Origin of the sequence: Ruegeria sp. SCP10, from assembly GCF_040329495.1 — a bacterium.
GTDB lineage: Bacteria > Pseudomonadota > Alphaproteobacteria > Rhodobacterales > Rhodobacteraceae > Ruegeria.
In genome coordinates this window covers 441934-467987 of record NZ_JBDZYF010000001.1, presented here as the reverse complement: position 1 = coordinate 467987, position 26054 = coordinate 441934, and the positions used below count along the sequence as shown (strand labels likewise).

Genomic DNA, 26054 nt, shown 5'->3' with positions numbered 1-26054 from the left:
GTCACCCGCGCAGCCGGTCCCGATGGCGGGCCAGCCAATGGGCTAAGGACAGAAGCGGCAAATCCTTGAACGCATGGCTGTCTACAAGGTCGATGAATTCGGAATAAGGCACAATCCGAGTGCGGATATCTTCACCTTCGCTCGCCAAACCGCCCGTATCCGTAGTTTGGGTCAACTCCCCTAGTCCGACATAAAGATACAGGTACTCGGTCGAGGATCCGCTGGACGAATAAGCCCCGCCTGCAAACTCCAATGTGTCAAAGGTGACGCCGGCCTCCTCCAGCGCTTCGCGATGTGCAGCCTGTTCCGGTGTTTCACCCGGATCGATCATGCCCGCGACAGGCTCCCACATCCAGGGTTCTGGGTCTTCGATCAGGAAAATCGGTGTCCGAAACTGTTCGACCAGCAGAACCGCATCACGCACAGGGTCATAAGGCAAAACGACCACCGCACTGCCCTGCAACAGGCTGTTGCGGTTCAGAACCGGCCCCATCGATCCGTCATGCTGGCGATGTTGAAGCCGGATCTCCTCCATCCCGAAATAGTCGACATAGGCGCGGTGGTGGCCGTGGACGATCACGTCCTGTGTGATGTCACGCGGATCACCAGTGCGCCGCTGTCGCGCGAACAGCTTGGCCCAGGCACGGGTCTGGATGGCGGGCATGCTACGGGTCATCTGCTTTGCGTCGACCCTGCCGAAATAGGCCATCTCTTCCTCGGCGGCGAGGGCCGTGACGGGCCCCAGTCTTTCGGCCCATGCTTCCAATGACCACAGACCTGAGGGAACCCAGGCGCTGGGGGCTGGGAAGAACACCTGAGCCTCAGCCTGAACGCCATCCGGCAATTCTACATTCAGCGTCTGCAGGTCATAGTCGAAACCGCCTTCGTAGAACCCAAGCCGCGCCAGATCGACCTCGCTAAGGCCGCGCACCAGCAAACCATTGGCCTGTGTGCCGGGTACGCGTTGGATCATCGGAAAATCCTGCCCCTGAACCGCGTGAACAGCATGATCCGCAAGGGTCGCCGGTATGATGCGCAAATCCTCCGCGGAACGGCCCAGGACACGCTCCAGCAGCGGGACATAGCGAAGGGTGCCGTAAAAGAACAAATCTGACACCGAGAGGCTTTCTATTTGGAGTGACGGGTTAGCGCCAGCGGCGGCTGGCGATTTCGGTTGCAAGCCCAGACAAGACGGATCCGATGGCCAAGGTGATCAGAATTTCAGGCACCAGCAGAAGCTTTCCATAGTCCACTCCGATCACGAAGATCGCCTTTACAGCCTCGAACGGGCCATCATACCGGTTGCGCATGGCCTGGCGGAACATCTCGTAACAGCCCTGCACGAACAGCGCCCAAAACACCAGCGAGGCCACTCCGGTCAGACCATTGTTGATCCCCGCTGTCCATCCACGCCCGGCGCGCTTGCCCATGATCTTCCACCCACAGGCAACGGCCAGTGCAATGTTCACAAGGGTGAAATAGCCATAGTCTTTGCCCTCTTCGCCATTCTCGATGATCATGGTCGACACCAGAAAGGCCACCACCACCAGGCAAAGGGCGGCAACAAGACGTGCGGCTGTGGGCATTGCGTATTCCGTTCCTTAACTGGGCTTTGCTATGGTGATCTGTGTCACATCGCAATTGCCCGTGTCAAAGGCGGCGCCACATGCGGTCAAATAATAATTCCACATGCGGCGGAAACGCTCATCAAACCCCATTTCAGCGATCTGATCCCATTTGGCGTTGAAGGTGTCATACCAGCGGCGCAAAGTCAGGTCATAGCTTTTGCCGAACTCTTTCGAGCGTACCAGGTTCAGCCCCGCCAGATCGACTTGTTGACGCAGAACCGTTGGCGATGGCAGCATACCACCCGGGAAGATATATTTCTGAATGAAATCAACGCCATTCTTATAGTAATCCCAGCGGTGATCGCCAACTGTGATAATTTGTAGCGTCGCCTGCGCCCCGGGTTTCAACCGCTCGCGCACCGTATCGAAATAGACGGGCCAGTATTTCTGCCCCACCGCTTCGAACATCTCGATCGAGGCGATACCGTCATATTGCCCGGTCTCATCCCGATAGTCCTGCAGCTTCAGATCAACCATCTCGGAAAGTCCAGCTTTTTCCATGCGTTGCTGCGCAAACTTCAACTGCTCTTGACTAATGGTCAGGCCGGTGACCCGAAGGCCACGCTCTTTCGCGGCATATTCGGCAAAACCGCCCCACCCGCATCCGATCTCAAGCACATGATCACCGGGTTTCACGCCCATCTCGTCAATCAGGCTTGCATATTTGGCGGTCTGTGCCTTTTCCAGACTCTCCTGCCCGGTCTCGAACAAGGCGCTGGAATAGGTCATCGTATCATCGAGCCACAGCCCATAGAAATCATTGCCCAGATCGTAGTGATACGAGATGTTTTTTTTGGCCTGAGCCCGGTTGTTCCGATGCAACCAGAACCGCAGACGTTCATAGGCCTGAACAAGGAACTTGCCGGTAAACCCGTCGTAAACCGTTTCCGAGCCCAGATGCACCAGATCCATGAATGACCGCAGGTCGGGCGTGCTCCAATGCCCTTCTAAATAAGCGTCCGAGAATCCAAGTTCGCCTTCGCGGATCAATCGCGCAAACACATCGGGATCGTGAATCTCAACCGCAGCGATAGGACCTGGCTGAGAACCTTCCGTCCGAAACACGCGACCATCGGGCAACGTAATGTCCAATCGCCCGGCCTCCATCCTGCCGAGCATTTTGAAAACTTGAGCAAAATATCTGGGCAGGTCTTTCTGCCCCTCGGTCGATGTCAGGGTCATCCGCTCTCCCCTCTGCGGTGTTTGATGCAGGCTAGGACGGGTTTTTGTTTCTTGCAAGTTTTCAGTTCCTTACTGGTTTTTTCGGCTGTCATACGCAGACAGAGCATGGGCGCGGCCTGCGGCCAGTTCAACAACAGGCGGCGGATAGGATTGCCCTGCATCCAGCCACCAGGACCGGGGAACCGCATCGAAATATGACAAGGCCGTAGGCGTTGGGTTCGAACGGTCTTCGGCGATCCAGCGATCCAGATATTTGCCTTGCGGATCAAACTTTTCCTGCTGGGTTAGCGGATTAAAGATACGGAAGAACGGCGCCGCGTCCGGGCCCGATCCAGCCACCCATTGCCACCCCATGGCGTTGCAGGCCGGGTCCCAATCGATCAGGCAATCCTCGAACCAGTGCATGCCAATCTTCCAATGGGTCATCAAATGCTTGGTCAAATAGCTCGCAACAATCATCCGGGCGCGGTTGTGCATTCGGCCGGTCACATACATCTCTCGTAGGCCTGCATCGACCACCGGAATGCCGGTTCTTGCCTGCTTCCACGCGGTCACCTCGGGGTGATCCGTGTCTGTGTTCCACGGAAATGCATCCCATTCAGGTCGCCAGTTTCCAGTGAGCAGATGTGGCGTGTGGTACATCAGATGATAAGCGAACTCGCGCCACACCAGTTGTCGCAAAAAGCTACCAGTGCCCGAAACCCCCAGCATCGCCGCGCGCTGCACCCTGTGCCATGCGCTCCGTGGCCCGATCTCACCCAGCGACAGATATTCTGACAGGTTTGAGGTCCCATCGATATCCAGCCGATCCCGGTCATCAGAATAACGCGCGACACGGTCAAGAAACCCGTCCAAATGATCGAACGCGGCGCTTCCCCCCGGCTGGACATAGGGGCGCACGATCAGCGCACCCCGGTCCATGGATCCCGCTAAATTCCAGTCAGTCAGAATGTCGCTCTGAGGCCATTGCGACGGTGCGGTCAGGCGCGTGACGGCCGCATCAGGCTCTGGCACGTCTCTCCCCTGCACCGCGCGCCACATCGGAGTGAACACCCGAAACGGTTGCCCGGTTTTGGTGGCGACGGTCCAGGGTTCAAACAACAGATGACCTGAGAAGGACTTCGCGCGTACGCCATCCTCGGTGAGCTTCGTCTTTATGTTGGTATCACGTGCAATCGACTCGGGATCGTAAGCGCGCGACCAGTAAATCTCGGACGCCCCTGTCTCGGCGATCACCGCGCGCAACTGCGCCAAAGCATCGCCGCGCCGAAGGATCAGACGGCTGCCAATCTGTTCTAAGCTTTGGGAGAAGGCATCCAACCCCAGACCCAAACGCCATTTAGGGGCAGCCCCCAGTGCCTCGGCCAAAGGATCAAGGATGTATACCGGCACCACCGGGCGACCTGTTTGCGCAGCAGCGGACAGCGCCGGATGATCGGACAGGCGAAAATCCCTGCGAAACCAGATGATGATCGGAGAGTGCTGTGTCGACATAGCCAGCCTGTTCTTTTCTTCGCACTACGAAACAGGGCTGAAAGTGGATCACAAAACGCGGTCAAGTGCCTCCAGCAATTGATCAATTTCCTGTTTCGAGGTGTAATGTGTGAAGCTGACCCGTAAAACTCCCATCTCTGGATCGACACCCATCGCTTGCAACGGGCGCACAGCATAAAAGTCGCCTCCGCCCGCCATCACGCCATGTTTTGCTAGCTCCGCCGCAACAGGTTCAGCTGGCCGTCCTAATGCAAGTGCAACCGTCGGTGCGCGGCGCGTTGCATCCGAGGGGCCGATCAGACGCACGGTGTTGCGGGTTTTCAAGGCATCCAAAACCGGTTGCAGCAACGCTTCTTCATGGGCGCGCATCAGGTCATGTACAAATGCACCTTGCTCTGCCGCGCCTTGCTTTGGGCCACCGTGATGCAGACAAAGCTGCTCGATGTAGTCGGCCATCCCGGCGCTCGCTGCAATCTGCGCGTGGTCTGGCCCAGCCGGCGTGAACCGTTTGTACAGGACATCACCGTTGAAATAATGTGCCTGATTGGGCAACAGCTCGCCCAGCCCGCGCCGGATGACCATACAGCCCTGATGCGGGCCATAGGTTTTATACGCGGAAAACAGATAGATATCCGGCCCCAGATCGCCGACATTCGGCAGCCCGTGCGGTGCATAAGACACGCCATCAACGCAGACGAAAGCGCCTGCGGCATGAGCAATCGCGGTGATTTCCGTCACAGGATTGATCTCACCCACCACGTTGGAACAATGCGGAAAACAGACAAGGCGCACCTTCTCATCCAGAAGGTTTTCAAGGTCCTTCGGATCCAGCGCGCCGGTGTCAGGATCAATCTGCCATTCCCGCACCTCCACGCCAGCCTCTGCGAGGCGGCGCCAGGGGCCGGAATTTGCCTCGTGATCCTGGTTGGTGACGACAATCGCCTCGCCTGGTTTCAGCCACTGCCGGAAGGCCTGTGCCAGAACATAGGTGTTTTGCGTGGTCGACGGGCCAAAGCTCAGCTCATCTGTCTCAACCCCCAGCATGGCGGCCAGCCGGGCTCGCGCCTCATCCATCTCGGCACCTGCGAGTTGGCTGACCTCAAACGGCGCATATGGCTGCACTTTGCGCTGGGTATAGAACCGCGTCAGCCGGTCGATGACGGGCTGACAGGTATAGGACCCGCCCGCGTTTTCAAAGAAAGCCTGTCCCTGCAAACTGGGTTCGGAAAAGACCGGGAACTGCGCCCGCACGAAATCAATATCCAACGGTGCCATGACCGGTCCCTCCCCTATGTGTTTTTGATTGGTTGCGCAGCGTCAGCCCTGAACCTTGGTATAGGTCCCCTCACCGGCCAGAATACCCCGGAACCCGCCGGGCTCATCCAGCCCAAACACGATCAATGGCAGGTTATTGTCCCGCGCCAGCGCAATGGCCGAGGCATCCATGACCCGCAAGCGTTTTGCCAGAACGTCATCATAGCTGACCGTGTCATAGCGCACGGCATCCGCGTGTTCTTTGGGGTCTTTGTCGTAAACACCATCGACCCCGTTCTTGCCCATGAATATCGCCTGACAGGCCATCTCATTGGCGCGCAGGGTCGCGGCGGTATCGGTGGTGAAATAGGGATTGCCGGTTCCGGCAGCAAAGATGCAAACCCGTTTCTTTTCCAGATGTCGCACGGCGCGACGGCGGATATACGGCTCGCACACCTCATCCATGCGAATGGCAGAGATCACACGGGTGAACACCCCGATCTCCTCCAGCGCCGACTGCATCCCCAGCGCGTTCATCACGGTCGCCAGCATCCCCATGTAGTCGGCTGTGGTCCGTTCCATTCCTTGTGCTGAGCCGCTGAGACCGCGGAAAATGTTGCCCCCGCCGATCACCATGCAAATCTCAACGCCCAGATCATGGACCGACTTCACCTCTTGCGCGATGCGCTGGACGGTTGGCGGGTGCAGGCCGAATCCCTGATCCCCCATCAGCGCCTCGCCAGAGATCTTCAGCATAACGCGGTTATACTTGGGTTTCGTGATGTCGGTGGATGAGGTTAGGCTCATATTGCGCTCCGGGCTGGCACGGGTTTATTTTCCGGCGCAAAATGAAGCAAAACCTCCGCAGGTTCAATGCGGTTAGTCAGGAATAAGACACCCCGGTATGGCCCAGCACAACGAAGCACAGATTTGGAACGATTTGCCCCCAATTGAAGACGGCAAACCCGTTCTGATCGCAGGCCCGACCGCATCGGGAAAATCCGAGCTTGCCTTGCAGATCGCGGAAACCTTTGGGGGGGTCATCGTCAATGCGGATGCCAGTCAGGTCTATGATTGTTGGCAGGTCATCTCGGCCAGACCCTCGGCTCAGGACGAGGCACGCGCGCCTCATAGGCTTTATGGGCACATCGCTTATGATCAAAGCTATTCCACCGGACATTGGCTGCGCGAGGTCGTTCCGCTGCTGACAGGCACTGAGCGACCGATCATTATTGGCGGCACCGGGCTTTACTTTACAGCCCTGACCGAAGGCATGGCCGAAATCCCGGTCACTCCGCCCGAGGTTCGGCACGAGGCGGATCAACTGCCCCTGTCAGACCTGATCAATGGAGTAGATACGGTTACGTTGGCCGGGCTCGACATCAACAACCGCGCGCGCGTCCAGCGCGCCTGGGAGGTTCAGCGTGCCACCGGTCGCAGCCTGAACTCCTGGCAGGCAGACACCCCGCCGCCGGTCTTGCAGATCAAGGATTGTACCCCCCTGGTATTTGATGTCGATAAAGCCTGGCTGCAAGACCGCATCACCCACCGGTTTGATCAGATGCTGGAAAAAGGCGCTTTGGACGAAGTTGCTGCCATGCGCGAGCGCTTCGATCCTGCCTTGCCAGCCTTCAAGGCGATCGGTGTGCCCGAGTTGATGTCGGTTTTAGAGGGCCAGATGACCTTGGACCAAGCCCGCGAGCGCGCCACCATCTCAACCCGACAATTCGCCAAACGACAGCGCACTTGGTTCCGGGCTCGAATGAAGAACTGGAATCGCATAGATATCTCAAAGTGATATGAAGTGAGGTTATCGCGCGCCTTCTCGCAGATCGAATAAGCATCTCCCATATTGGCCCGCTGGGCCAAACGTCACCTTGAATCGACATAAGCAGCATCCAGAGCCCGCTTGAATCCGGTTATTAACAAAACAATCACCTCCGCCCGTTACCGGAAACAGCCCGTTCCGAAGGGCAAAGGATGTCGTTTTTGTACCTTGGATGACGAATTCGAACATTGACGCTGCCATTTTTCTGGTGCCGAATACGCCCATGGGGAGAGACAGAATCCAAAAAACGAGACCCATAGAATTACCTGACGGCGCAAAATGCGCCGCGTAATCTGAATCATCACATCAAAAAAAACTGTAACTCAGGGAGAAGAGTTAATGGCAAATCAATCAACTACCGGAGCAAATGTTCACTGGGCGGCCGAGATGCACGCTCAGGAATGCCGCGACGGTAAGCTCAGCCGCCGCGAGTTCATGGCGCGCGCAACCGCGCTGGGTGTTGCCGTACCCACAGCCTATGGCATGATCGGCCTGCAAACACCTGCGGCTGCTCAAGAACCTCCGCGCGGCGGCACCATTCGTTATCAGATGGAAGTGCGCGCGCTCAAGGATCCGCGCACATATGACTGGACACAGATCGCCACCTTCACCGCAGGTTGGCTGGAATATCTGGTCGAATATAACAACGACGGTACGTTCAAACCCATGCTTCTGGAAAGCTGGGAAGCCAATGACGACGCCACCGAATATACGCTGAACGTGCGTAAGGGTGTGAAGTGGAACAACGGCGACGACTTCACCGCCGAAGACGTGGCGCGCAACATCACCGCATGGTGTGATGCAACGGTCGAAGGCAACTCGATGGCCGCGCGGATGGCTTCGCTGGCAAATGCAGACACGCAGAAAGCAGCCGATGGCGCGATCACCGTTGTCGACAGCCATACGGTTAAGCTGAAATGTAACGCCCCGGACATCACCATCATTCCGGGCATGGCCGACTATCCCGCCGCCATCGTGCACAGCAGCTTTGACGCCAATGACATGCTGAGCAACCCGGTCGGAACAGGCTTCATGCTGCCCGAAAGCCACGAAGTGGGCGTGAAGGGCGTTCTAGTCCGCAACGAAGGCCATGAGTGGTGGGGCTACGAGGCCGGCAAGGGCGGCTATATCGACCGGATCGAGTTCATCGACTACGGCACCGACCCGGCCGCCTTCCTGGCCGCGTATGAGGCCGAAGAGATCGACATGAACTGGGAATCGGTCGGCGAATTCGTTGATATCTTCGACGGTATTGGACTGGTTCGTTCGGAAATTCCGTCGGGCTTTACTATCGTTATCCGCCCCAACCAGTTGGCCGAAGATGGGAATGGCAACAAGATCTATGGTGACAAGCGGGTCCGTCAGGCCCTTGCGATGGCCGTGGACAACGAGGTTTGCCTGGAACTGGGTATGTCTGGATACGGCATCCCAGCCGACAACTGCCATGTGGGCCCGATGCACCCCGAGCATGACTCGGCCGTGACCCGTATTCCATACGATCCGGCAGGTGCAAAGGCACTGATGGACGAAGCGGGCATGGGTGATTTCGAACACGAGGTTCAATCCATTGACGACGACTGGCGCCGGAACACCACCGCTGCTGTTGTCGCTCAGCTGAACGACGCGGGCATCAAGGCCAAGCACACCGTTCTTCCGGGATCGACCTTCTGGAACGACTGGACCAAATACGCGTTCTCGTCGACCAACTGGAACCACCGTCCGTTGGGTACACAGGTTCTGGCGCTGGCCTATAAATCAGGCGTTGCGTGGAATGAATCAGGCTTTGCCAATGAGGAGTTCGATACGCTGCTGGCCGAAGCGAACTCGATCGCTGATGTCGACAGACGTCGTGAGGTGATGGCCAAACTGCAGGCGATCATGATCGATGAAGGCGTGACTATTCAGCCTTACTGGCGAACAGCAATGCGCCACCACCGCGATAACATGGTGGGTGTCGAAAAGCACATCGCGGACCTGCCGCAGATCTACAAGTTCGGCATCCTGTCCTGAGCCAATACCAAACACGAGGCCGCGCCACATTGGCGCGGCCTTTTCGTCCTAACTGCGACGACCATAAAACAGCTACGCGCGAAGCCAAAAGGCATTCACGCCAGCCTACCAACAGGGGCTAACATGGGACTATTTATCCTAAGACGCGTGGGCATCATGCTTTTGACAGCATTGTGTCTGACGTTCTTGGTCTTCTTTCTGACGAACCTCTATCCAAACCTGGAAAAGCTTGCGAAAACGCAGGGCAATTTCCGGATGTCGGATGAGCAGGTTGAGAGTTTTCTGGAAAAAGGCGGCTATCTGCAATCCACGCCGATCAAATACGGCGAATGGCTGGGGGTTCTGCCCTCGTACCGGCATACGAATGAAGATGGCACGGTTCAAGGCCGATGCATCCTGCCCGGTCAATCTGCGGAAGAGGCGCCTAACTTCTGCGGTATCCTACAAGGATATTGGGGATATTCGACGGTCTTTAAAGAAGAGGTCTCAACCGTTGTTGGTAATCGTCTGGCACTGACCGGACGGCTGATGTTCTGGGTGATGTTGCTGATGGTCCCGTCTGCGCTGATCCTGGGTATCCTGGCCGGGATGAAAGAAGGTTCGGCCACCGACCGGACTCTTTCAACCTTTGCCATCACCACCACAGCGACACCAGAATATGTGTCGGGCGTGATCTTCATCGCCATCTTCACCTCATCCGCTGTTGGATTGAAATGGTTCAAGGGCACGGCCACGCAAGCGATGGAGAACCCGACGTTTGAGAACTTCTTCCTGCCGGTGCTGACCATTGCGCTTTATGGTATGGGCTATATCGCCCGAATGACCCGCGCTTCGATGACCGAGGTGATGACGGCGCAGTACATCCGCACCGCGCGTTTGAAAGGCGTGTCTTTCCCGAACATCGTCATGAAACACGCGCTGCGCAATGCGCTGATCGCGCCGTTCACCGTCATCATGCTGCAGTTCCCATGGCTGCTGAATGGCGTGGTGATCGTCGAGACCCTGTTCAACTACAAGGGCTTTGGCTGGGCACTGGTTCAGGCGGCGGGCAATAACGACATCCAACTGTTGCTGGCGATCTCAGTCGTGTCGGTCTTTGTGGTGCTGATAACGCAGCTGATCTCGGATATCGGCTATGTCTACCTTAACCCGCGCATCCGCATTTCTTAAGGAGGGATAGGATATGGAACCATTAACCTGGACCGGCTCTATCGCCTTCCTGAACCCGCTATTGGCCCTGGCATTGGGGCTGATGATCTTGTCAATCGTGGTCTGGATGTTGGCCAGCATCGTGCTGCCAGAGGATCAGATGACCGTGAACCCGGATGGCACGCTGACCTCAAGTTCGGGCTTGAGAAATCTCATCGGCGCGTCGTTGCGCTATAGCTTCCTGGCCAGTGTCGGGATTGCCGTCGCTTATATCGTGCTCGGCATTGTGCTGGGCACGGGCGCGGGCATCATCGGCGCCATGTCTCAGCAATTTCTACCTGTCTGGCTTTCGCTGATCCTGCTTTATGCCATGTCGATCGCTTTCAAACGCAAGCTGGGCCTTTATGGCAAGCTGTTCGACAGCCCCATCGGCATGATCGGTTTCGGCCTTGTCATGTTCTGGGTCTTTACAGGGATATTCGGGGCGGTCGACATGATCGTGACCCATGATCCGCTGGCACAGGTTTCGGGGATGAAAAACAAGGTTCCCGGCACCCCACTATCCAACATCGAAGACGGCCAATACGCCTGGTACCTGCTGGGCGGCGACAATCTGGCCCGCGACGTCTTTAGCCGAATGGTTAAAGGCGCCTGGATCGTGGTACAGATCGCACCGCTGGCCACGATGTTTGCTTTTATGGTTGGTATCACGCTGGGCCTGCCCGCCGGGTACTATGGCGGTCGTCTGGATACTCTGCTGTCGTTCCTGGCGAACCTGATCCTGGCCTTCCCAGTAATCCTGCTGTTCTACCTGCTGGTGACGCCCGAGATCGTGGCAACCGGAGTGCCGAACTATATGGCGGCTGTCCTGTTCATATTCCCGATCATCTTTTTGGGAGTGCTGTTGAACTCGCGCTACTACACGCGTCCGAATTTCCGTACACCTCTTCTGATCGGTGTTCTGGGTGTGGCCTTGTGGTTGTATCTGTCGCTGATATCGACCGGCGGCTATATCATCAATACGGATAGCTATCGCATATGGGGTCTGCCCACCTATCTGGACCTGTTCGATATTCCGGGCGGCATTCTGGTGGTGTTCGTCTCGGTGGTCTTTGTGAACTCTCCGACCGTGTTCCGGATCGTTCGGGGCCTGGCGCTGGATATCAAGACCCGCGACTATGTGGCGGCGGCGCAAACCCGTGGCGAAGGTCCGTGGTACATCATGCTGTGGGAAATCCTGCCTAACGCGCGTGGTCCGCTGATCGTCGATTTCTGTCTGCGTATTGGCTATACAACCATCCTTCTAGGGACCTTGGGTTTCTTCGGGTTGGGCTTGCCGCCCGAAAGCCCGGATTGGGGATCCACGATCAATGAAGGGCGCAAGCTTCTGTCGATCTATCTGCACCCTGCCCTTCCGCCTGCGTTGGCGTTGCTATCACTGGTTCTGGGTTTGAACCTGTTGGCAGACGGTTTGCGCGAAGAAAGCCTGAAGGACTGATGTGACTGTGGCCGGGGGGCCAGCCCCCCGGACCCCCGGGATATTTATAGCCAGATGAAGGGGATCCCCCGGACTCTCGCGAGGAGAAACACAGATGAATAAATTGGCGGACTATGATGGGCCTATCCTAGAGATCGACAAGCTTTCGATTTCGTTTTTCACCCGGCTGAGGGAAATTCCCGCCGTTATGGATTTCTCGGTTTCTGTGCAGCCTGGTGAGGCTGTCGGGCTGGTGGGTGAATCCGGCTGTGGTAAGTCCACGGTGGCGCTGGGTGTTATGCAGGATCTGGGCAAGAACGGGCGCATTGTTGGCGGCTCGATCAAGTTCAAGGGGCGTGATCTGTCTGAGATGACCACCGAAGAGCTGCGTGACATTCGCGGCAACGAGATCGCGATGATCTATCAGGAGCCGATGGCCAGCCTGAACCCGGCCATGAAGATCGGCAAACAACTGATGGAAGTGCCGATGATCCACGAAGGGGTAAGCCAGGAAGAGGCCTATTCCCGCGCGCTGGAGGTGGTCACCGATGTGCGCCTGCCCGACCCCGAGCGGATGCTGAACTCCTTCCCGCATCAGTTGTCGGGTGGTCAGCAGCAGCGGATCGTGATCGCCATGGCGCTGATGTCGAAGCCAGCGCTTTTGATCCTGGACGAGCCGACCACTGCGCTGGACGTGACGGTTGAGGCTGCCGTGGTCGAACTGGTCAAAGATCTGGGTAAGAAATACGGCACATCGATGCTGTTTATTTCGCATAACCTTGGTCTGGTGCTTGAGACCTGCGACCGGCTGTGCGTGATGTATTCGGGCGAAGCGGTCGAGCGTGGCTCGATCAAAGATGTGTTCGACGAGATGCAGCATCCGTATACGCAGGCCCTGTTCCGGTCGATCCCCCTGCCCGGCGCGGACAAGAACGCGCGCCCGCTGGTCGCCATTCCGGGGAACTTCCCCTTGCCGCATGAACGCCCGCCGGGCTGTAACTTTGGCCCGCGCTGTGACTATTTCGAAGAAGGCCGCTGTGACGCGCAGAATATCCTGATGGAGGCGGTGCCCGGCAATGATCGACACCACACGCGCTGCCTGAAGTTCAAAGAGATCGACTGGAACGCTCCGATCTCAGTGGGCGAGCAGAAGGAAAAGGCCGAGATTGGCAGAACCGTTCTGAAGATGGACAACCTCAAGAAATACTATGAGGTGGCAGCCAACGCTCTGTTCGGCGGCGGTGAGACGAAGGTTGTGAAGGCCAACGAGACACTGAGTTTCGAGGCGCATGAATCCGAGACGCTGGCCATTGTCGGTGAATCCGGGTGCGGGAAATCCACCTTTGCAAAAGTTCTGATGGGGCTTGAGACGGCGACTGATGGGCAGATCCTGCTGGACAACCGCAATATTGAAGACGTGCCCATCGAAGAACGCGACGCCAAAACTGTCGGCGAAGTGCAAATGGTATTCCAGAACCCGTTTGACACGCTGAACCCCTCGATGACCGTGGGGCGCCAGATCATCCGCGCGCTTGAGATCTTCGGGGTCGGCAATTCCGAGGCCGAGCGTAAGAAGCGTATGCTGGAATTGCTGGATCTGGTGAAACTGCCCCGCGCCTTTGCGGATCGGATGCCCCGGCAATTGTCGGGCGGCCAGAAACAGCGTGTGGGCATCGCACGAGCTTTTGCTGGCGATGCACGGATTGTGGTGGCGGATGAGCCTGTTTCGGCGCTGGATGTGTCGGTACAGGCGGCGGTCACCGATCTACTGATGGAGATCCAGCGCGAGCACAAGACAACACTGCTGTTCATCAGCCATGACCTGTCGATTGTACGCTATCTCAGCGACCGGGTGATGGTGATGTATCTCGGCCACGTGGTCGAACTGGGAACAACCGATCAGGTCTTCTCCCCCCCCTATCACCCCTATACCGAAGCCCTGCTGAGCGCGGTTCCGATTGCGGATACATCCATCGAGAAAACGCATATCGTTCTGGAGGGGGATATACCGTCAGCCATGAACCCACCGCCGGGCTGCCCGTTCCAGACACGCTGCCGCTGGAAATCCGAAGTGCCGGACGGACGATGTGAATCGGATGTTCCACCGGTCAGAACACTTGCCGAAGGACATCAGGTGAAATGCCACCTGGCCGAGGACATTCTGGCTCGCATGGAGCCGGTGATCAAAATCGCGGCAGAGTAGGAATTAATGGCGCTGTTCAGGCAAGCAGCTCTTGTCGGACTCTTTGCAAGGTTAAAACCAACGTAAGGCGTCAAGTACTCCTGCAGGAGAACGCCCTTGCAGAAAGCTGCGAGGGCACAATAGCTCGTAAAATCGGATAAGCGAGACAAAGCGAACCTTAGGATCAGGTGGTTGATTGCATTCAAGCGTGATATCATTTTGACAAAGAGAACTAGAAGCGGCAGCCTAAGTGCCGATTTAAATTGACCCCCGAGAAAATGATTGAACTTGTCATGACTGGCAAGGAAACTGAATTTAGTCAGGAACTGTACTTAGCTTTCTGGAATGGTTTCCCGATTGAGAATCTGAGACCGATGCTGGTGTCAAGCAACCCAGAGATTCTAAGCCTTGCTGCCTATCTGATCTATGAGTTGGGAACAAAGGTAAGATGCCTTCTGGACGATATCGTCCCACTCTTGGATCACGAGGACCCTCAAATTCGTGCCAATGCAGTGATTGCGCTGGGACAATGCGCCACAAAATTCGATACCATTGCTTTGGGTAAGGTCATAGAATTGCTTGATGATCCTGATCCTTTCGTGCACCGCATAGTCATGCGCTTCATCCAATACTGTGAAGTTGGCATGCTGATTACTGGGATTAATGAAGCTGCGGCGACGAAAAAGGAAACGGTTTTCGAACAATTCCCGCGCGTCATAAGCAGTTTCTTTTCACGTAGAGCAAACCGGTCTTCTTCTGGGTTACCGAATATACTCAAATGGTTGTTGAGCCATGAGAACCCTATAGCGAATAGGCTTGGCGTGGGACTTGCGACACGCCCCAGATTGATTGCAGATGAAAATCTGATCGACTTGGCCGAACGGGTTGAGCAAGAGGAATGCCGCAATGTCATTAAGTGGGCCAGAAAAAGTGCTTACTTGGCATACGCCGAAACGCTGAGGCTCTAGTGCCCAAATATTGTCGCAGCTTTAGGCTCGAAGCTGACATCAAGGTGCTGTCGATATTGGAACGCCTGACACATAATCGGCAATATGCTCAGCAAGTAGCCTAGTTTACAACCGTCGCCTAGTTCTGTGTTACCGAATGCACGATTTTATGAGTGAGCCCGCAGATACCAAAGTGTTCGTGTCGCTAGACTAACCGCCCCAGATCACTTTCACATAGTTCTGAGTTTCCTTGTACGGCGGAATACCGCCGTGCTTTTCAACCGCTTTGGGGCCAGCGTTGTAGGCGGCCAGAGCCAGGGGCCAGGATTTGAACTTGCGATATTGCCAGGACAAATACCGCGCGCCGCCTTCCAGGTTCTGTTTGGGGTCATGCGGATTCACGCCCAGCAATTCAGCCGTTTGTGGCATCAGCTGCGCCAGACCCAGCGCCCCTTTGTGCGACTTTGCATGCGGATTCCAGCCGCTTTCCTGTTGCACGAGACGTAAGAACAGCTCCTCAGGGATGCTATGAAGACGGGCGGCTTGCCGCGCCATGGTCAGATATTGGCCGCGATAGCTACCGGTATAGCGTTTGACGAAACTGCCTTGCGAGGTCTTTGGTTTCAAACGCTCGGACCCGCGATATTGCGTGGCAGCGCGGCCATCCAACACTTTGGATTGTTTCAGGAAAATATCCATTCGACTTTTGGTCGACAAGGTATCTGCCTGCGCAGCACCCGACAGCAGCACAATGCCCAGAACCGTTAAACCAACACACACAGAACGCATCAAAGCTTATCCCGCTCGCTCAAAAATCAGTCGGAGTATAGGTATTCCAGTCAAAAATGAAAGCTTGGTTAAGGCCGGGGCGGGAATTCTTGCCGAACGATAGTGTGATCAATCATGTTTTAACCATGACGCAGGCGATATAGGGTCGCAAAGATATCCGGCGTCAGATTCGGCGCATTCAAAGTAATACAGAACGGGGAAATACATGGCGGGTTCAGTCAACAAGGTCATTCTGGTCGGCAATCTTGGCCGCGATCCCGAGGTGCGGTCGTTTCAGAACGGTGGCAAAGTGTGCAACCTGCGCATCGCCACATCTGAGAACTGGAAAGACCGTAACACTGGCGAGCGTCGGGAACGGACGGAATGGCATTCGGTGGCCATCTTCTCGGAACCGCTGGCTCGTATTGCCGAGCAGTATCTGCGCAAGGGCAGCAAGGTCTATATCGAAGGTCAGTTGGAAACCCGCAAATGGCAGGACCAGTCCGGGCAGGATCGCTACTCGACCGAAGTTGTTCTGCGCCCCTATCGTGGTGAACTGACCCTGCTGGACAGCCGTGGCGAAGGTGGCGGTGGTGGCCAGTCGGGTGGTTATGGCGGCGGTCAGGCCGGTGGCGGCTATGGCGATCCCTACGGCCAATCCAATGCCCCTGCCCCGGCATCCGGCGGAATCGACGACGACGAGATTCCGTTCTAAGCAAGACGGAGACACCGCATGACATGGTCCTTTTCGCTCGGCCGACTACTCGGGTCTGAACTGAGGGTCCATGTCACCTTCTTCCTTCTGCTCGCCTGGGTCGGGTTTGCGGCCTATTCCAGCGGCGGCTGGCCAGCGGCTGTCGACAACCTGCTGTTTGTTCTGGCCTTGTTTGCCTGCGTCGTGGCGCACGAGTTCGGCCATGCCTTGATGGCCCGGCGCTTTGGCATCAAAACTCCTGACATCACCCTTTTGCCCATCGGCGGTCTGGCGCGACTGGAGCGGATGCCAGAAAAACCGATGCAAGAAGTCCTCGTGGCCCTTGCAGGCCCAGCGGTGAATATTGTCATCTGGTTGGTGCTGGTTCTGCTTGGCGCAGGGATGTCGATCGGGTCCTTCTCCGATCTGGATACGGCCAGTTCAGGGCTAGTACAAAGGCTGGCTTACATCAATCTGCTGTTGGCGGCATTCAACATGATCCCGGCCTTTCCCATGGACGGAGGGCGTGTCTTTCGCGCCCTGCTCTGTCTGCGTATGGATCGCAGCACCGCCACCCGTATCGCCGCGGTCAGCGGCCAGATCGTCGCGGTTGGCTTCGGGTTCTGGGGGCTGAGCTCAGGCAATCCGGTTCTGGTTCTGATCGCAGTCTTTGTGTTTATCGCCGCCAATTCCGAAAATCAGGACGTCGCGCTCAGGTCAGTGGCACGGCGCGTTCTGGCACGCGACGCCATGATCACCGCGTTTCGCTCTCTGTCGCCTCAGGATACTTTGAACACAACGGCCGAGGCCGTGATCCACACAACTCAGCATGAGTTTCCGGTGCTGGAATCTGACGGAGCACTGCTGGGCTTTGTCACACGCGATCGGCTGTTTGCAGCGCTGGCCGGGGATCATCCGCGATCCGACCCGGCAACATCGATCATGGAGGCCGATATCCCCCAAGTCGCGCTGACCACAGGGCTGGAAACGGTATTGGGAGAGTTGCACAAAGGCGCACCTGCCGTCGCGGTGATGAGTCAAACAGGGAATATGATCGGCTATATCACGCGCGAGAACATTGCCGAGTTGATGATCATAGGTGGACGCTGAATAGCGTTTCAGCGCGCTGCCAACGCATCCTGCAACACCGACATCACCGCATCACGCGGTACGTCCGAGGTAACAAAAGCCTGACCGATCCCATGCGCCAAGATAAAGCGCAGCTGACCGTCGATCACTTTTTTGTCCTGCGCCATCAGGTCGACCAGCGCTTCGGCATCCGGAAGCTCTCCGGGGATATCGGACAGGTCGGTTTTCATCCCCATGGCCTTTAGATGTGCCCGAACACGGCTTGGGTCTTCCTGCGAACACAGACCGAGACGGGATGACAGCTCAAACGCCAGTGCACAGCCCATGGCAACACCTTCGCCATGCAGCAGACGGTCGGAATAGCCGGTCGCGGCCTCTAGCGCATGGCAGAAGGTATGGCCGAGGTTCAGCAACGCCCGGTCACCCTGCTCTGTCTCATCCCGCGCGACGATGTCAGCCTTCATCTGCACCGACCGTGTGACCGCATTGACCCGCGCGGCCATATCACCGGTCGAAACATCAGGGCCGTTGGCCTCAAGCCAGTCAAAAAACGCGGCATCGCCCAGCAGGCCGTATTTAACGACCTCACCATATCCAGACAGGAAATCCCTCTGGGTCATGGTGCCCAGAACCGAGGTGTCGGCCAGCACGAGCGAAGGCTGATGAAACGCCCCAATCAGGTTCTTGCCCTGCGGCGCATTGATCCCGGTTTTTCCGCCCACCGAACTGTCGACCTGCGCCAGCAGAGAGGTAGGGATTTGCACAAACCGAACCCCACGGCGCAGCACGGCGGCAGCAAAGCCCGCGAGGTCTCCGATCACGCCGCCGCCTAAGGCGATGATAACATCGCGGCGTTCGACTTTTTCGGCCAGCAGCCATTCAACGGCGCGTTCAAAGTGCGGCCAGCTTTTGGTCGCCTCACCTGCGGGTAGTGCAAGCGCAGACATCTGAATCCCGGCAGCGGCCAGACCTTCACGCAAAGCCTCCAGATGCAGCTTGGCCACGTTTTCGTCGGTCAGAACCGCTACCTTTGGGCGATGCAGCAAAGGCGCGATCCGTGCGCCCGATTGCGCCAGCAGATCGGGGCCAATCTCGACATCATATGCGCGTTCGCCCAGCTCTACATGTACGGTTTGATGCATTTATTTTCGTTCCAAAACATCCGGGCGGGCCAACAAGGCCTCGACCACGCGGTCCACCATATTGTCGATCGAAGTTTCGCCATCCGAGTCAGCGATCAGATCGGCCTTGGCATAAATCGGAACGCGTTCGTCGTACAGGGCCTTGAGCGTGGCGTATGGATCGGCGGTGTGCAACAAGGGGCGCGTATCCTTGTGACGCACCCGGTTCCAAAGCACAGTCAGATCCGCGCGCAGCCAAACCGCTGCGCCGCGTTCACTGATCATGCGTCGGTTCTCGGCAGACATAAACGCGCCACCACCGGTGGAGAGTATACCCCGCTTCTCATCCAGCAAACGACCAATGACCTGTGTTTCCTTTTGGCGAAAGAACGGCTCTCCATCGCGTTCGAATATCTCGGAGATTGTCATGTTGGCCGCCGATTCGATTTCGGCATCGCTATCGAGGAACGGAACACCCAGCCGTGCGGCCAAAGCCCGGCCCACGGCTGTCTTTCCGGCCCCCATCATGCCTACAAGCACAACCGTTTTGTGCAGATCATAGGATGATCCGTTATCCGCAAGCCGCGTGTTATGCTTAATTTCGCTCATTTCATCGTGAATGACGTGATCTTGGAAAAAATGCCAGTTATAACTTGGCCAAAATCAAAAATTGAGGCAGCGTGACGCCATGGGCCGTCTGATCAAGTTCCTGATATATATAATTTGCCTGTGCTTCATCGGGCTCGTGGGCTATGCCTATATCGGCCCGTTCTTTGGGGCCGATTTCTCGGCCCCTCAAAGCGAAATCCGTGAGCCGGTTACTCTGGATGTCGACTAAGCACATTGCGGTGGCAGTGCTGTTGGCCGGGGCCGCGAGCGCGCAGGAGCCCCTGTCGGCCATCAAATGGCTGACCGAACCGCCAGAAAATTTACCTGGCACGGTCCTGCTGGAACCGCCCGTAACACAAAACGGCATTCAGCCCGAGGTCGAGGTGACGCCGCTTGAGGCACTGTCTCAGCCGCTGGGCCTTGTGTCATCCTCGGTCACCGGGCTGCCGGTCGACTTATGGCAGGGCAGCGATCCCGCGCGTCTGGCTGAACTGATCGCGCGCGTTCCGGTCAAGACCAACCCGGCTATGCAGCGCCTGCTGTTTACGCTTCTGCTGTCGGAATCCCGTGCGCCTGCTGGGTCAGGTGCTGAGGAGACCCTGTTGCTGGCCCGGCTGGATCGTTTGATACAGCTTGGCGCCGCCGATCCCGCGCAGTCGCTTGTTCAACTGGCCGGCCCTACTGACACGATGGCGCGCTTTCAGCGCTGGTTTGATGCCACGCTGTTGACCGGGGATGAGGATCGCAGCTGCACCGCTCTGATCGCGCAGCCGCACCTGTCTTCTAACTATGCGGTGCAGATCTTCTGCAAGGCGCGCCGGGGGGATTGGGCGTCGGCTGCTCTGACGCTTGAGGCCGCACATGCCTTGAACATCCTCCCACCCGAGGAGTTGGACCTACTGGATCGGTTTCTGAGCCCCGAACTTTATGAAGACGCGGCTTATCTTCCCCAACCGGACGATCCGAACCCCCTGACCTTTCGCCTGTTCGAAGCGATCGGAGAGCGGTTGCCTTCAGCGCCGTTGCCGCGCGCTTTTGCCAATGCGGACCTGCGCGATGTGGCTGGCTGGAAAGCTCAGATCGAAGCCGCCGAACGCCTGACCCGGATCGGCGCGCTCACCCCCAACCAGTTGCTTGGGCTATATACCGAGCGTGAGCCAGCCGCTTCGGGCGCCGTCTGGGACCGGGTGTCAGCGATTCAACAATTCGAAAGCGCTCTGAAAACCGGCAATGCCGAGGCAATCGGCAAGACCCTGCCCCGCGTCTGGGATCAGATGCGCAGCGTCGGGCTTGAGGTTCCGTTTGCCGAGCTGTTCGCTGATCAGTTGGCGCGCGCAAACCTGCCCGTGCCCGCGACAGACGCGCTGCGGTGGCGCATTCTGATGCTGTCCGAGCTTTATGAACAGGCCGCCATGTCCCCACCGGACGCCTCGACCGAGACGCAGTTCCTGACCGCCCTCGCACAAGGCGACCCGGGGCGTGCGATTTCTCCATCACCCCTGGCGGATGCGGTGTCGCAGGGGTTTCAATGGGCCGCTCCGGTGCCGCCTGATATTGACGCTTTGCTGGACCAAGGCCAATTGGGTGAAGCGCTGCTGGAAGCCATGCAGATGTTCGCACATGGCGCACGCGGGAACCTTGTGGACCTGTCTGCCGCCATCGCTGCTTTTCGACGTGTGGGTCTGGAGGACACGGCAAGACGCGCCGCCTTAACCCTTTTGATCCTGCAACGGTGACCGTGATGAGCGCGCCAGCCTCTCATGAGTTGTGGATTTCTACCTTTCTACAGGCACAAGCAGCAGAACTTGGGGCAGCGACCAACACGTTGCTAGCCTATGGACGCGACCTGAAGGATTTTGCCGCATGGCTGGACTATCGGAAGATTGCGCTAGGAGACGCAGACCGCGACCAGATCGAAGCCTATCTGATCGATTGCGACGCCCAAGGCTTATCGAAATCCACGCGCGCGCGCCGTCTGTCAGCGATCAAACAACTCTTTCGATTTGCCTTTGAAGAAGGATGGAGAGACGCCAACCCCGCAATTCAGATCAAAGGCCCCGGCCGGTCCAAGAGGCTACCAAAAACGCTCGACGTCGCAGAAGTGGACCGCCTGCTTGAGGCCGCACGTACAACCGGGCGCAGCGCATTAGACCGGATCCGGAACACCTGCCTGATGGAGTTGCTATACGCCACCGGCATGCGCGTGACCGAACTGGTTTCGCTGCCAGTCTCCTCGGCGCGCGGCGACCCACGCATGCTGTTGGTTCTGGGCAAAGGCGGCAAAGAGCGTATGGTGCCCTTGTCCCCACCCGCCCGCGACGCGCTGGCCGATTGGCTGGTGCAGCGCGATGAGGCCGAAGAGAACGCACTTGAGAAAGGCGGGCAGAAATCACGGTTCCTGTTCCCCTCGCGCGGGAAATCGGGGCACCTTACACGGCACCGCTTCTTTCTTCTAGTCAAGGACCTGGCGGTTGCTGGCGGCGTTTCCCCTGCAAAGGTCACGCCGCACACGTTGCGCCATGCGTTTGCCACGCATCTTCTGGCCAATGGGGCTGATCTGCGCTCGATCCAGACCCTGCTGGGCCATGCAGATGTCGCCACGACCGAGATTTACACCCATGTTCTGGACGAAAGACTGGCCGAACTGGTGTTAGAGCATCACCCGCTGGCCAAAGACCCCAAAGATCAGGGCTAAACCCTTGATCCATAGGGGCAGCATCCCCATAACGGGTGCAGAAACACGAACAACCAAGGACCGATGGAACCCACATCCTCTCTGATCGACGGCGCATTCTGGCTTACCGCTGGCGCCATCCTGCTTTTGCTTTTCCTGTCAGGCTTCTTTTCCGGCTCGGAAACCGCACTCACGGCCTCATCCCGCGGAAAGCTGCGCGCGCAGGCCGACAAAGGCTCTCGCGGAGCGAAAAAAGCGCTGGAAATCACTGAAGATAATGAACGTCTGATCGGATCGGTTCTGCTGGGCAACAATTTGGTGAACATTCTAGCGGCCTCGCTCGCCACTGCTATGTTCACACGGCTGTTCGGCGAAAGCGGCGTGGCGCTGGCGACGCTGGTCATGACCCTGCTGGTTCTGATCTTTGCCGAGGTTCTGCCCAAGACTTATGCGATCACCAACTCGGAAAAAGCAGCCTCGGCAGTTGCGCCCATCATCAGCGTCGTTGTCACCGTATTCTCGCCTATCGTGGCCGCAGTACGACTGCTGGTGCGCGGCGTTCTGCGCCTGTTCGGTGTGCGGATTGACCCCGACAGCAACATCCTCGCCGTTCGGGAAGAGATCGCGGGCGCCTTGCAGCTGGGCCATTCTGAAGGCGTGGTTGAAAAGGAAGACCGGGACCGCATTCTGGGCGCGCTCGACCTGGGTGACCGGGTGGTGGAAGAGATCATGCTTCACCGATCCAACATCGAAATGATCGATGCAGATGACGCGCCCGAGGCCATTCTAAAGCAATGTTTGGAAAGCCAGCATACCCGCCTGCCCGTCTTTCGCGACGAACCTGAAAACATCGTTGGCGTCGTCCATGCCAAAGACCTGTTCCGCGCCATGTATGCGCAGGTTGGCGGCACCGATGGCGATGCGGATCGGCTGAAGTCTTTCGATATCGCCAAGGTCGCCAATGACCCCTATTTCGTTCCGGAAACCACCACTCTGGATGACCAGATGCGTGAGTTTCTGCGGATGCACAGCCACTTCGCGCTTGTGGTCGACGAATACGGATCACTGAGAGGGTTGATCACCCTCGAAGACATTCTCGAAGAAATCGTGGGCGAGATCGCAGACGAATTCGATATCGAAGAGGACGTGCCCGTCACACGGTCCGAGGATGGGCAATACCTTGTCGAAGGGGCGATGACGATCCGCGACGCGAACCGCGCGCTGGATTGGTCCCTGCCCGATGAAGAGGCCAACACCCTGGCCGGGCTGGTGATCCATGAGGCTCAGATGATCCCCGTTGTGGGTCAGGTCTTTTCGTTTCACGGCTTCCGGTTCGAGGTGACGTCGCGCGAGGGCAATCGGATCACGGAGCTGAAGATCAGACCTCTTCCCACGCTGTAACATGCGCCAATCAGAGCGCATCGGTGAAAACTGATGCGCTCTAACCGACAAACTTTGTCGTATTTTCACATGCAGAACACCACCCTCCGATCAGACTGAGCGCAATTCTGACGGAGGTAGTCATGAAACTTCAAACCCGTGTGGCCGTGATCGGCGGTGGCGTTGTTGGCTGTTCGGTGTTGTATCACCTGACCAAACTGGGTTGGTCAGACGTGATGTTGCTGGAACGGTCCGAGCTGACCTCGGGCTCGACCTGGCATGCGGCGGGCGGGTTTCACACTCTCAACGGCGATACCAACATGGCGGCGCTGCAGGGCTATACGATCCGCCTGTATAAAGAGCTGGAAGAGATCACCGGCATGTCCTGCGGATTGCACCATGTGGGCGGGGTGACGCTGGCTGACAATCAGGATCGGTTCGACATGCTGCTGGCCGAACGCGCCAAGCACCGGTTCATGGGGCTGGAAACCGAAATCGTCGGCCCGGATGAGATCAAGAAAATCGCGCCGATCACCAATACCGACGGCATCATCGGTGCGCTCTATGATCCGCTGGACGGGCACTTGGACCCATCGGGGACAACCCATGCCTACGCCAAGGCAGCCCGAATGGGCGGCGCCACGATCGAGACCCATTGCATGGTGCGCGAAACCAACCAACGGGTAGATGGCACCTGGGATGTAGTCACCGACAAGGGCACGATCCACGCCGAACATATTGTCAACGCAGGCGGCCTCTGGGCGCGCGAGGTCGGCGCGATGGCGGGCGTTTATTTCCCGCTGCACCCGATGGAGCATCAATATCTGGTCACAGACTCGATCCCCCAGATCGAGGCGATCATCGACGCAGGAGGAGAACATCCACACGTAATGGACCCTGCTGGAGAGAGCTACTTGCGGCAAGAAGGGCGTGGCCTGTGCATCGGGTTCTACGAACAACCCTGCAAGCCTTGGGCCGTGGATGGAACGCCGTGGGAGTTTGGGCACGAACTGCTGCCGGATGACTATGACAAGATCACCGACAGTATCGAGTTTGCCTATAACCGCTTCCCTGTTCTGGCCGAGGCCGGGGTGAAATCGGTGATCCACGGGCCGTTCACCTTTGCACCGGATGGAAACCCTCTGATCGGGCCGGTGCCCGGAATGCGCAACTATTGGTCGGCCTGCGGGGTGATGGCCGGGTTCAGCCAAGGCGGCGGCGTTGGCCTGACGCTGGCGCAATGGATGATCGAGGGTGAGCCGGAGCGTGACGTCTTCGCCATGGATGTCGCCCGGTTCGGCAACTGGATCAGCCCCGGTTATACCCGCCCGAAGGTCATTGAGAACTATCAGAAACGGTTCAGCGTCGCCTACCCGAACGAGGAACTGCCCGCCGCGCGCCCCAATCGCACCACGCCGATGTATGACATCTTCAGCGATCTGGGCGCGGTTTGGGGTCAGCAATATGGGCTGGAGGTGCCAAACTATTTCGCGCAAGGCGATGAGCCCGGCTCTGAGACTCCCTCTTTCCGCCGCTCGGATGCATTCGAGGCGACGGGCCGCGAGGTCCGCGCCGTCCGCAACGGTGTTGGCATCAATGAGGTGCATAATTTCGGCAAGTACCGGGTCGCGGGGCCACAGGCGCGGGATTGGCTGGATCGGATAATGGCCGGGCGGATTCCGCAGCCGGGGCGCCTTTCACTGACACCGATGTTGTCGCCCAAGGGCAAACTGATCGGGGATTTCACTGTGTCTTGCCTGAGTGAGACCGAATTCCGCCTGACCGCCTCTTATGGCAGTCAGGCCTTCCACATGCGCTGGTTCCAGCAAAACGCAATCGATGGAGTTTCCATCGACAACATCAGCGATCAACTTAACGGCTTCCAGATCGCTGGCCCGAAGGCCGCGCAGGTCCTGTCGGCCTGCACACGTGAGGATATTTTGAACCTCAGATTCATGGATGTGCGCCAGATGACAATCGGCATGACCGATTGCATTGTGCAACGGGTCAGCTACACCGGCGATCTGGGCTATGAGATCTATTGCGATCCGATGGCGCAAAGGCAGCTTTGGTGGACCTTGTGGCAGGCCGGGCAACCGTTTGGCATAACGCCTTTTGGCATGCGCGCCATGATGTCCCTGAGGCTGGATAAGTTCTTTGGCTCCTGGATGCGGGAGTTCTCGCCCGATTATACTGCGGCTGAAACCGGGTTGGATCGCTTCATCTCATTTTCGAAGAACGCAGATTTCATGGGACGCGCTGCTGCAGAAGAGGATCGCGCAGCGGGCGCTGCACGCAAACTTGTGGCCTTCGAAGTCGATGCGGCAGATGCGGACGTCAACGCCTATGAGCCAATCTGGCTGGACGGCGCTGTTGTTGGGTTCTGTACTTCCGGCGGCTATTCCCACCACGCGCAAAAATCCATTGCCTTGGGGTTCCTGCCAACTGACCGTGCGCAGGACGGGCTGGACGTTGAAATCGAAATCCTGGGGGATCTGCGCAAGGCCCGTGTGATCTCGACCCCGCTGTTTGATGCGGATGGCGCACGCATGAGGGGATGACTTACCG

22 protein-coding genes are annotated in these 26054 nt (G+C 57.6%); 13 read left to right on the top strand and 9 right to left on the bottom strand.

Features of this window, described 5'->3' with window-relative positions; all coding sequences use genetic code 11:
• Position 1: 1 nt before the first annotated feature.
• From ABLN87_RS02360 to pyrH, 6 genes are all read right to left on the bottom strand, one after another.
• Positions 2-1117, bottom strand: a complete 1116-nt coding sequence (locus ABLN87_RS02360) for an NUDIX domain-containing protein (protein ID WP_353007174.1) — start codon at positions 1115-1117, stop codon at positions 2-4.
• A 28-nt stretch (positions 1118-1145) separates the two neighbouring features.
• Positions 1146-1586: a TrgA family protein gene (locus tag ABLN87_RS02355; RefSeq protein ID WP_353007173.1), complete on the bottom strand. Its 441-nt coding sequence runs from the start codon at positions 1584-1586 to the stop codon at positions 1146-1148.
• Between the two features lie 15 nt (positions 1587-1601).
• On the bottom strand, positions 1602-2810 hold the full coding sequence (locus ABLN87_RS02350) for a cyclopropane-fatty-acyl-phospholipid synthase family protein (protein WP_353007172.1): 1209 nt from the start codon (positions 2808-2810) through the stop codon (positions 1602-1604).
• Between the two features lie 69 nt (positions 2811-2879).
• A complete protein-coding gene (locus ABLN87_RS02345; RefSeq protein WP_353007170.1) occupies positions 2880-4304 on the bottom strand; it encodes a cryptochrome/photolyase family protein in 1425 nt (474 codons plus the stop codon).
• A 48-nt stretch (positions 4305-4352) separates the two neighbouring features.
• Positions 4353-5579, bottom strand: a complete 1227-nt coding sequence (locus ABLN87_RS02340) for an aminotransferase class V-fold PLP-dependent enzyme (protein ID WP_353007167.1) — start codon at positions 5577-5579, stop codon at positions 4353-4355.
• A gap of 42 nt (positions 5580-5621) precedes the next feature.
• Entirely contained in the window at positions 5622-6365 is a 744-nt protein-coding gene (gene pyrH, locus ABLN87_RS02335; RefSeq protein WP_353007164.1) for a UMP kinase, read from the bottom strand.
• 97 nt (positions 6366-6462) lie between these two features.
• On the opposite strand from pyrH, the gene miaA reads away from it, so the two are divergent.
• From miaA to ABLN87_RS02305, 6 genes are all read left to right on the top strand, one after another.
• The gene (gene miaA, locus ABLN87_RS02330) at positions 6463-7356 is read left to right on the top strand and encodes a tRNA (adenosine(37)-N6)-dimethylallyltransferase MiaA (RefSeq protein ID WP_353007161.1); all 894 of its coding nucleotides are present in this window, start codon (positions 6463-6465) and stop codon (positions 7354-7356) included.
• A 369-nt stretch (positions 7357-7725) separates the two neighbouring features.
• The gene (locus ABLN87_RS02325) at positions 7726-9396 is read left to right on the top strand and encodes an ABC transporter substrate-binding protein (protein ID WP_353007160.1); all 1671 of its coding nucleotides are present in this window, start codon (positions 7726-7728) and stop codon (positions 9394-9396) included.
• Positions 9397-9519: 123 nt separating this feature from the next.
• The gene (locus ABLN87_RS02320; protein WP_353007157.1) at positions 9520-10566 is read left to right on the top strand and encodes an ABC transporter permease; all 1047 of its coding nucleotides are present in this window, start codon (positions 9520-9522) and stop codon (positions 10564-10566) included.
• A gap of 13 nt (positions 10567-10579) precedes the next feature.
• The gene (locus tag ABLN87_RS02315; protein ID WP_353007155.1) at positions 10580-12043 is read left to right on the top strand and encodes an ABC transporter permease; all 1464 of its coding nucleotides are present in this window, start codon (positions 10580-10582) and stop codon (positions 12041-12043) included.
• Between the two features lie 94 nt (positions 12044-12137).
• Positions 12138-14225: an ABC transporter ATP-binding protein gene (locus ABLN87_RS02310; RefSeq protein ID WP_353007152.1), complete on the top strand. Its 2088-nt coding sequence runs from the start codon at positions 12138-12140 to the stop codon at positions 14223-14225.
• Between the two features lie 257 nt (positions 14226-14482).
• Complete coding sequence (locus tag ABLN87_RS02305; RefSeq protein ID WP_353007149.1) at positions 14483-15172, top strand: HEAT repeat domain-containing protein; 690 nt, start codon at positions 14483-14485, stop codon at positions 15170-15172.
• A 189-nt stretch (positions 15173-15361) separates the two neighbouring features.
• On the opposite strand, the gene ABLN87_RS02300 is transcribed toward ABLN87_RS02305, so the two are convergent.
• Complete coding sequence (locus tag ABLN87_RS02300) at positions 15362-15940, bottom strand: lytic transglycosylase domain-containing protein (RefSeq protein WP_353007147.1); 579 nt, start codon at positions 15938-15940, stop codon at positions 15362-15364.
• Between the two features lie 205 nt (positions 15941-16145).
• Between ABLN87_RS02300 and ssb the strand changes: the two genes are divergently transcribed.
• Positions 16146-16634, top strand: a complete 489-nt coding sequence (gene ssb, locus ABLN87_RS02295) for a single-stranded DNA-binding protein (RefSeq protein WP_353007145.1) — start codon at positions 16146-16148, stop codon at positions 16632-16634.
• 18 nt (positions 16635-16652) lie between these two features.
• A complete protein-coding gene (locus ABLN87_RS02290) occupies positions 16653-17723 on the top strand; it encodes a site-2 protease family protein (protein ID WP_353007143.1) in 1071 nt (356 codons plus the stop codon).
• Between the two features lie 8 nt (positions 17724-17731).
• Here the strand turns inward: ABLN87_RS02290 and aroB are convergent, their stop codons facing one another.
• Entirely contained in the window at positions 17732-18844 is a 1113-nt protein-coding gene (gene aroB / locus ABLN87_RS02285; RefSeq protein WP_353007140.1) for a 3-dehydroquinate synthase, read from the bottom strand.
• On the bottom strand, positions 18845-19432 hold the full coding sequence (locus ABLN87_RS02280) for a shikimate kinase (RefSeq protein ID WP_353007137.1): 588 nt from the start codon (positions 19430-19432) through the stop codon (positions 18845-18847).
• A gap of 79 nt (positions 19433-19511) precedes the next feature.
• Between ABLN87_RS02280 and ABLN87_RS02275 the strand changes: the two genes are divergently transcribed.
• The 5 genes from ABLN87_RS02275 to ABLN87_RS02255 all read left to right on the top strand — a co-directional run bounded on the left by ABLN87_RS02275 (position 19512) and on the right by ABLN87_RS02255 (position 26047).
• Positions 19512-19661 (top strand): hypothetical protein, encoded by a 150-nt coding sequence (locus ABLN87_RS02275; RefSeq protein WP_170530159.1) that lies wholly within the window; start codon positions 19512-19514, stop codon positions 19659-19661.
• Positions 19651-21168, top strand: a complete 1518-nt coding sequence (locus ABLN87_RS02270; RefSeq protein WP_353007134.1) for a hypothetical protein — start codon at positions 19651-19653, stop codon at positions 21166-21168. The genes ABLN87_RS02275 and ABLN87_RS02270 overlap by 11 nt, the downstream gene beginning before the upstream one ends.
• A 5-nt stretch (positions 21169-21173) precedes the next feature.
• A complete protein-coding gene (locus ABLN87_RS02265; RefSeq protein ID WP_353007131.1) occupies positions 21174-22127 on the top strand; it encodes a site-specific tyrosine recombinase XerD in 954 nt (317 codons plus the stop codon).
• 63 nt (positions 22128-22190) lie between these two features.
• Positions 22191-23507 (top strand): HlyC/CorC family transporter, encoded by a 1317-nt coding sequence (locus tag ABLN87_RS02260; protein ID WP_353007129.1) that lies wholly within the window; start codon positions 22191-22193, stop codon positions 23505-23507.
• Between the two features lie 122 nt (positions 23508-23629).
• Positions 23630-26047, top strand: coding sequence for a GcvT family protein (locus ABLN87_RS02255; protein ID WP_353007126.1), 2418 nt, complete (start codon positions 23630-23632; stop codon positions 26045-26047).
• Positions 26048-26054 lie beyond the last annotated feature (7 nt).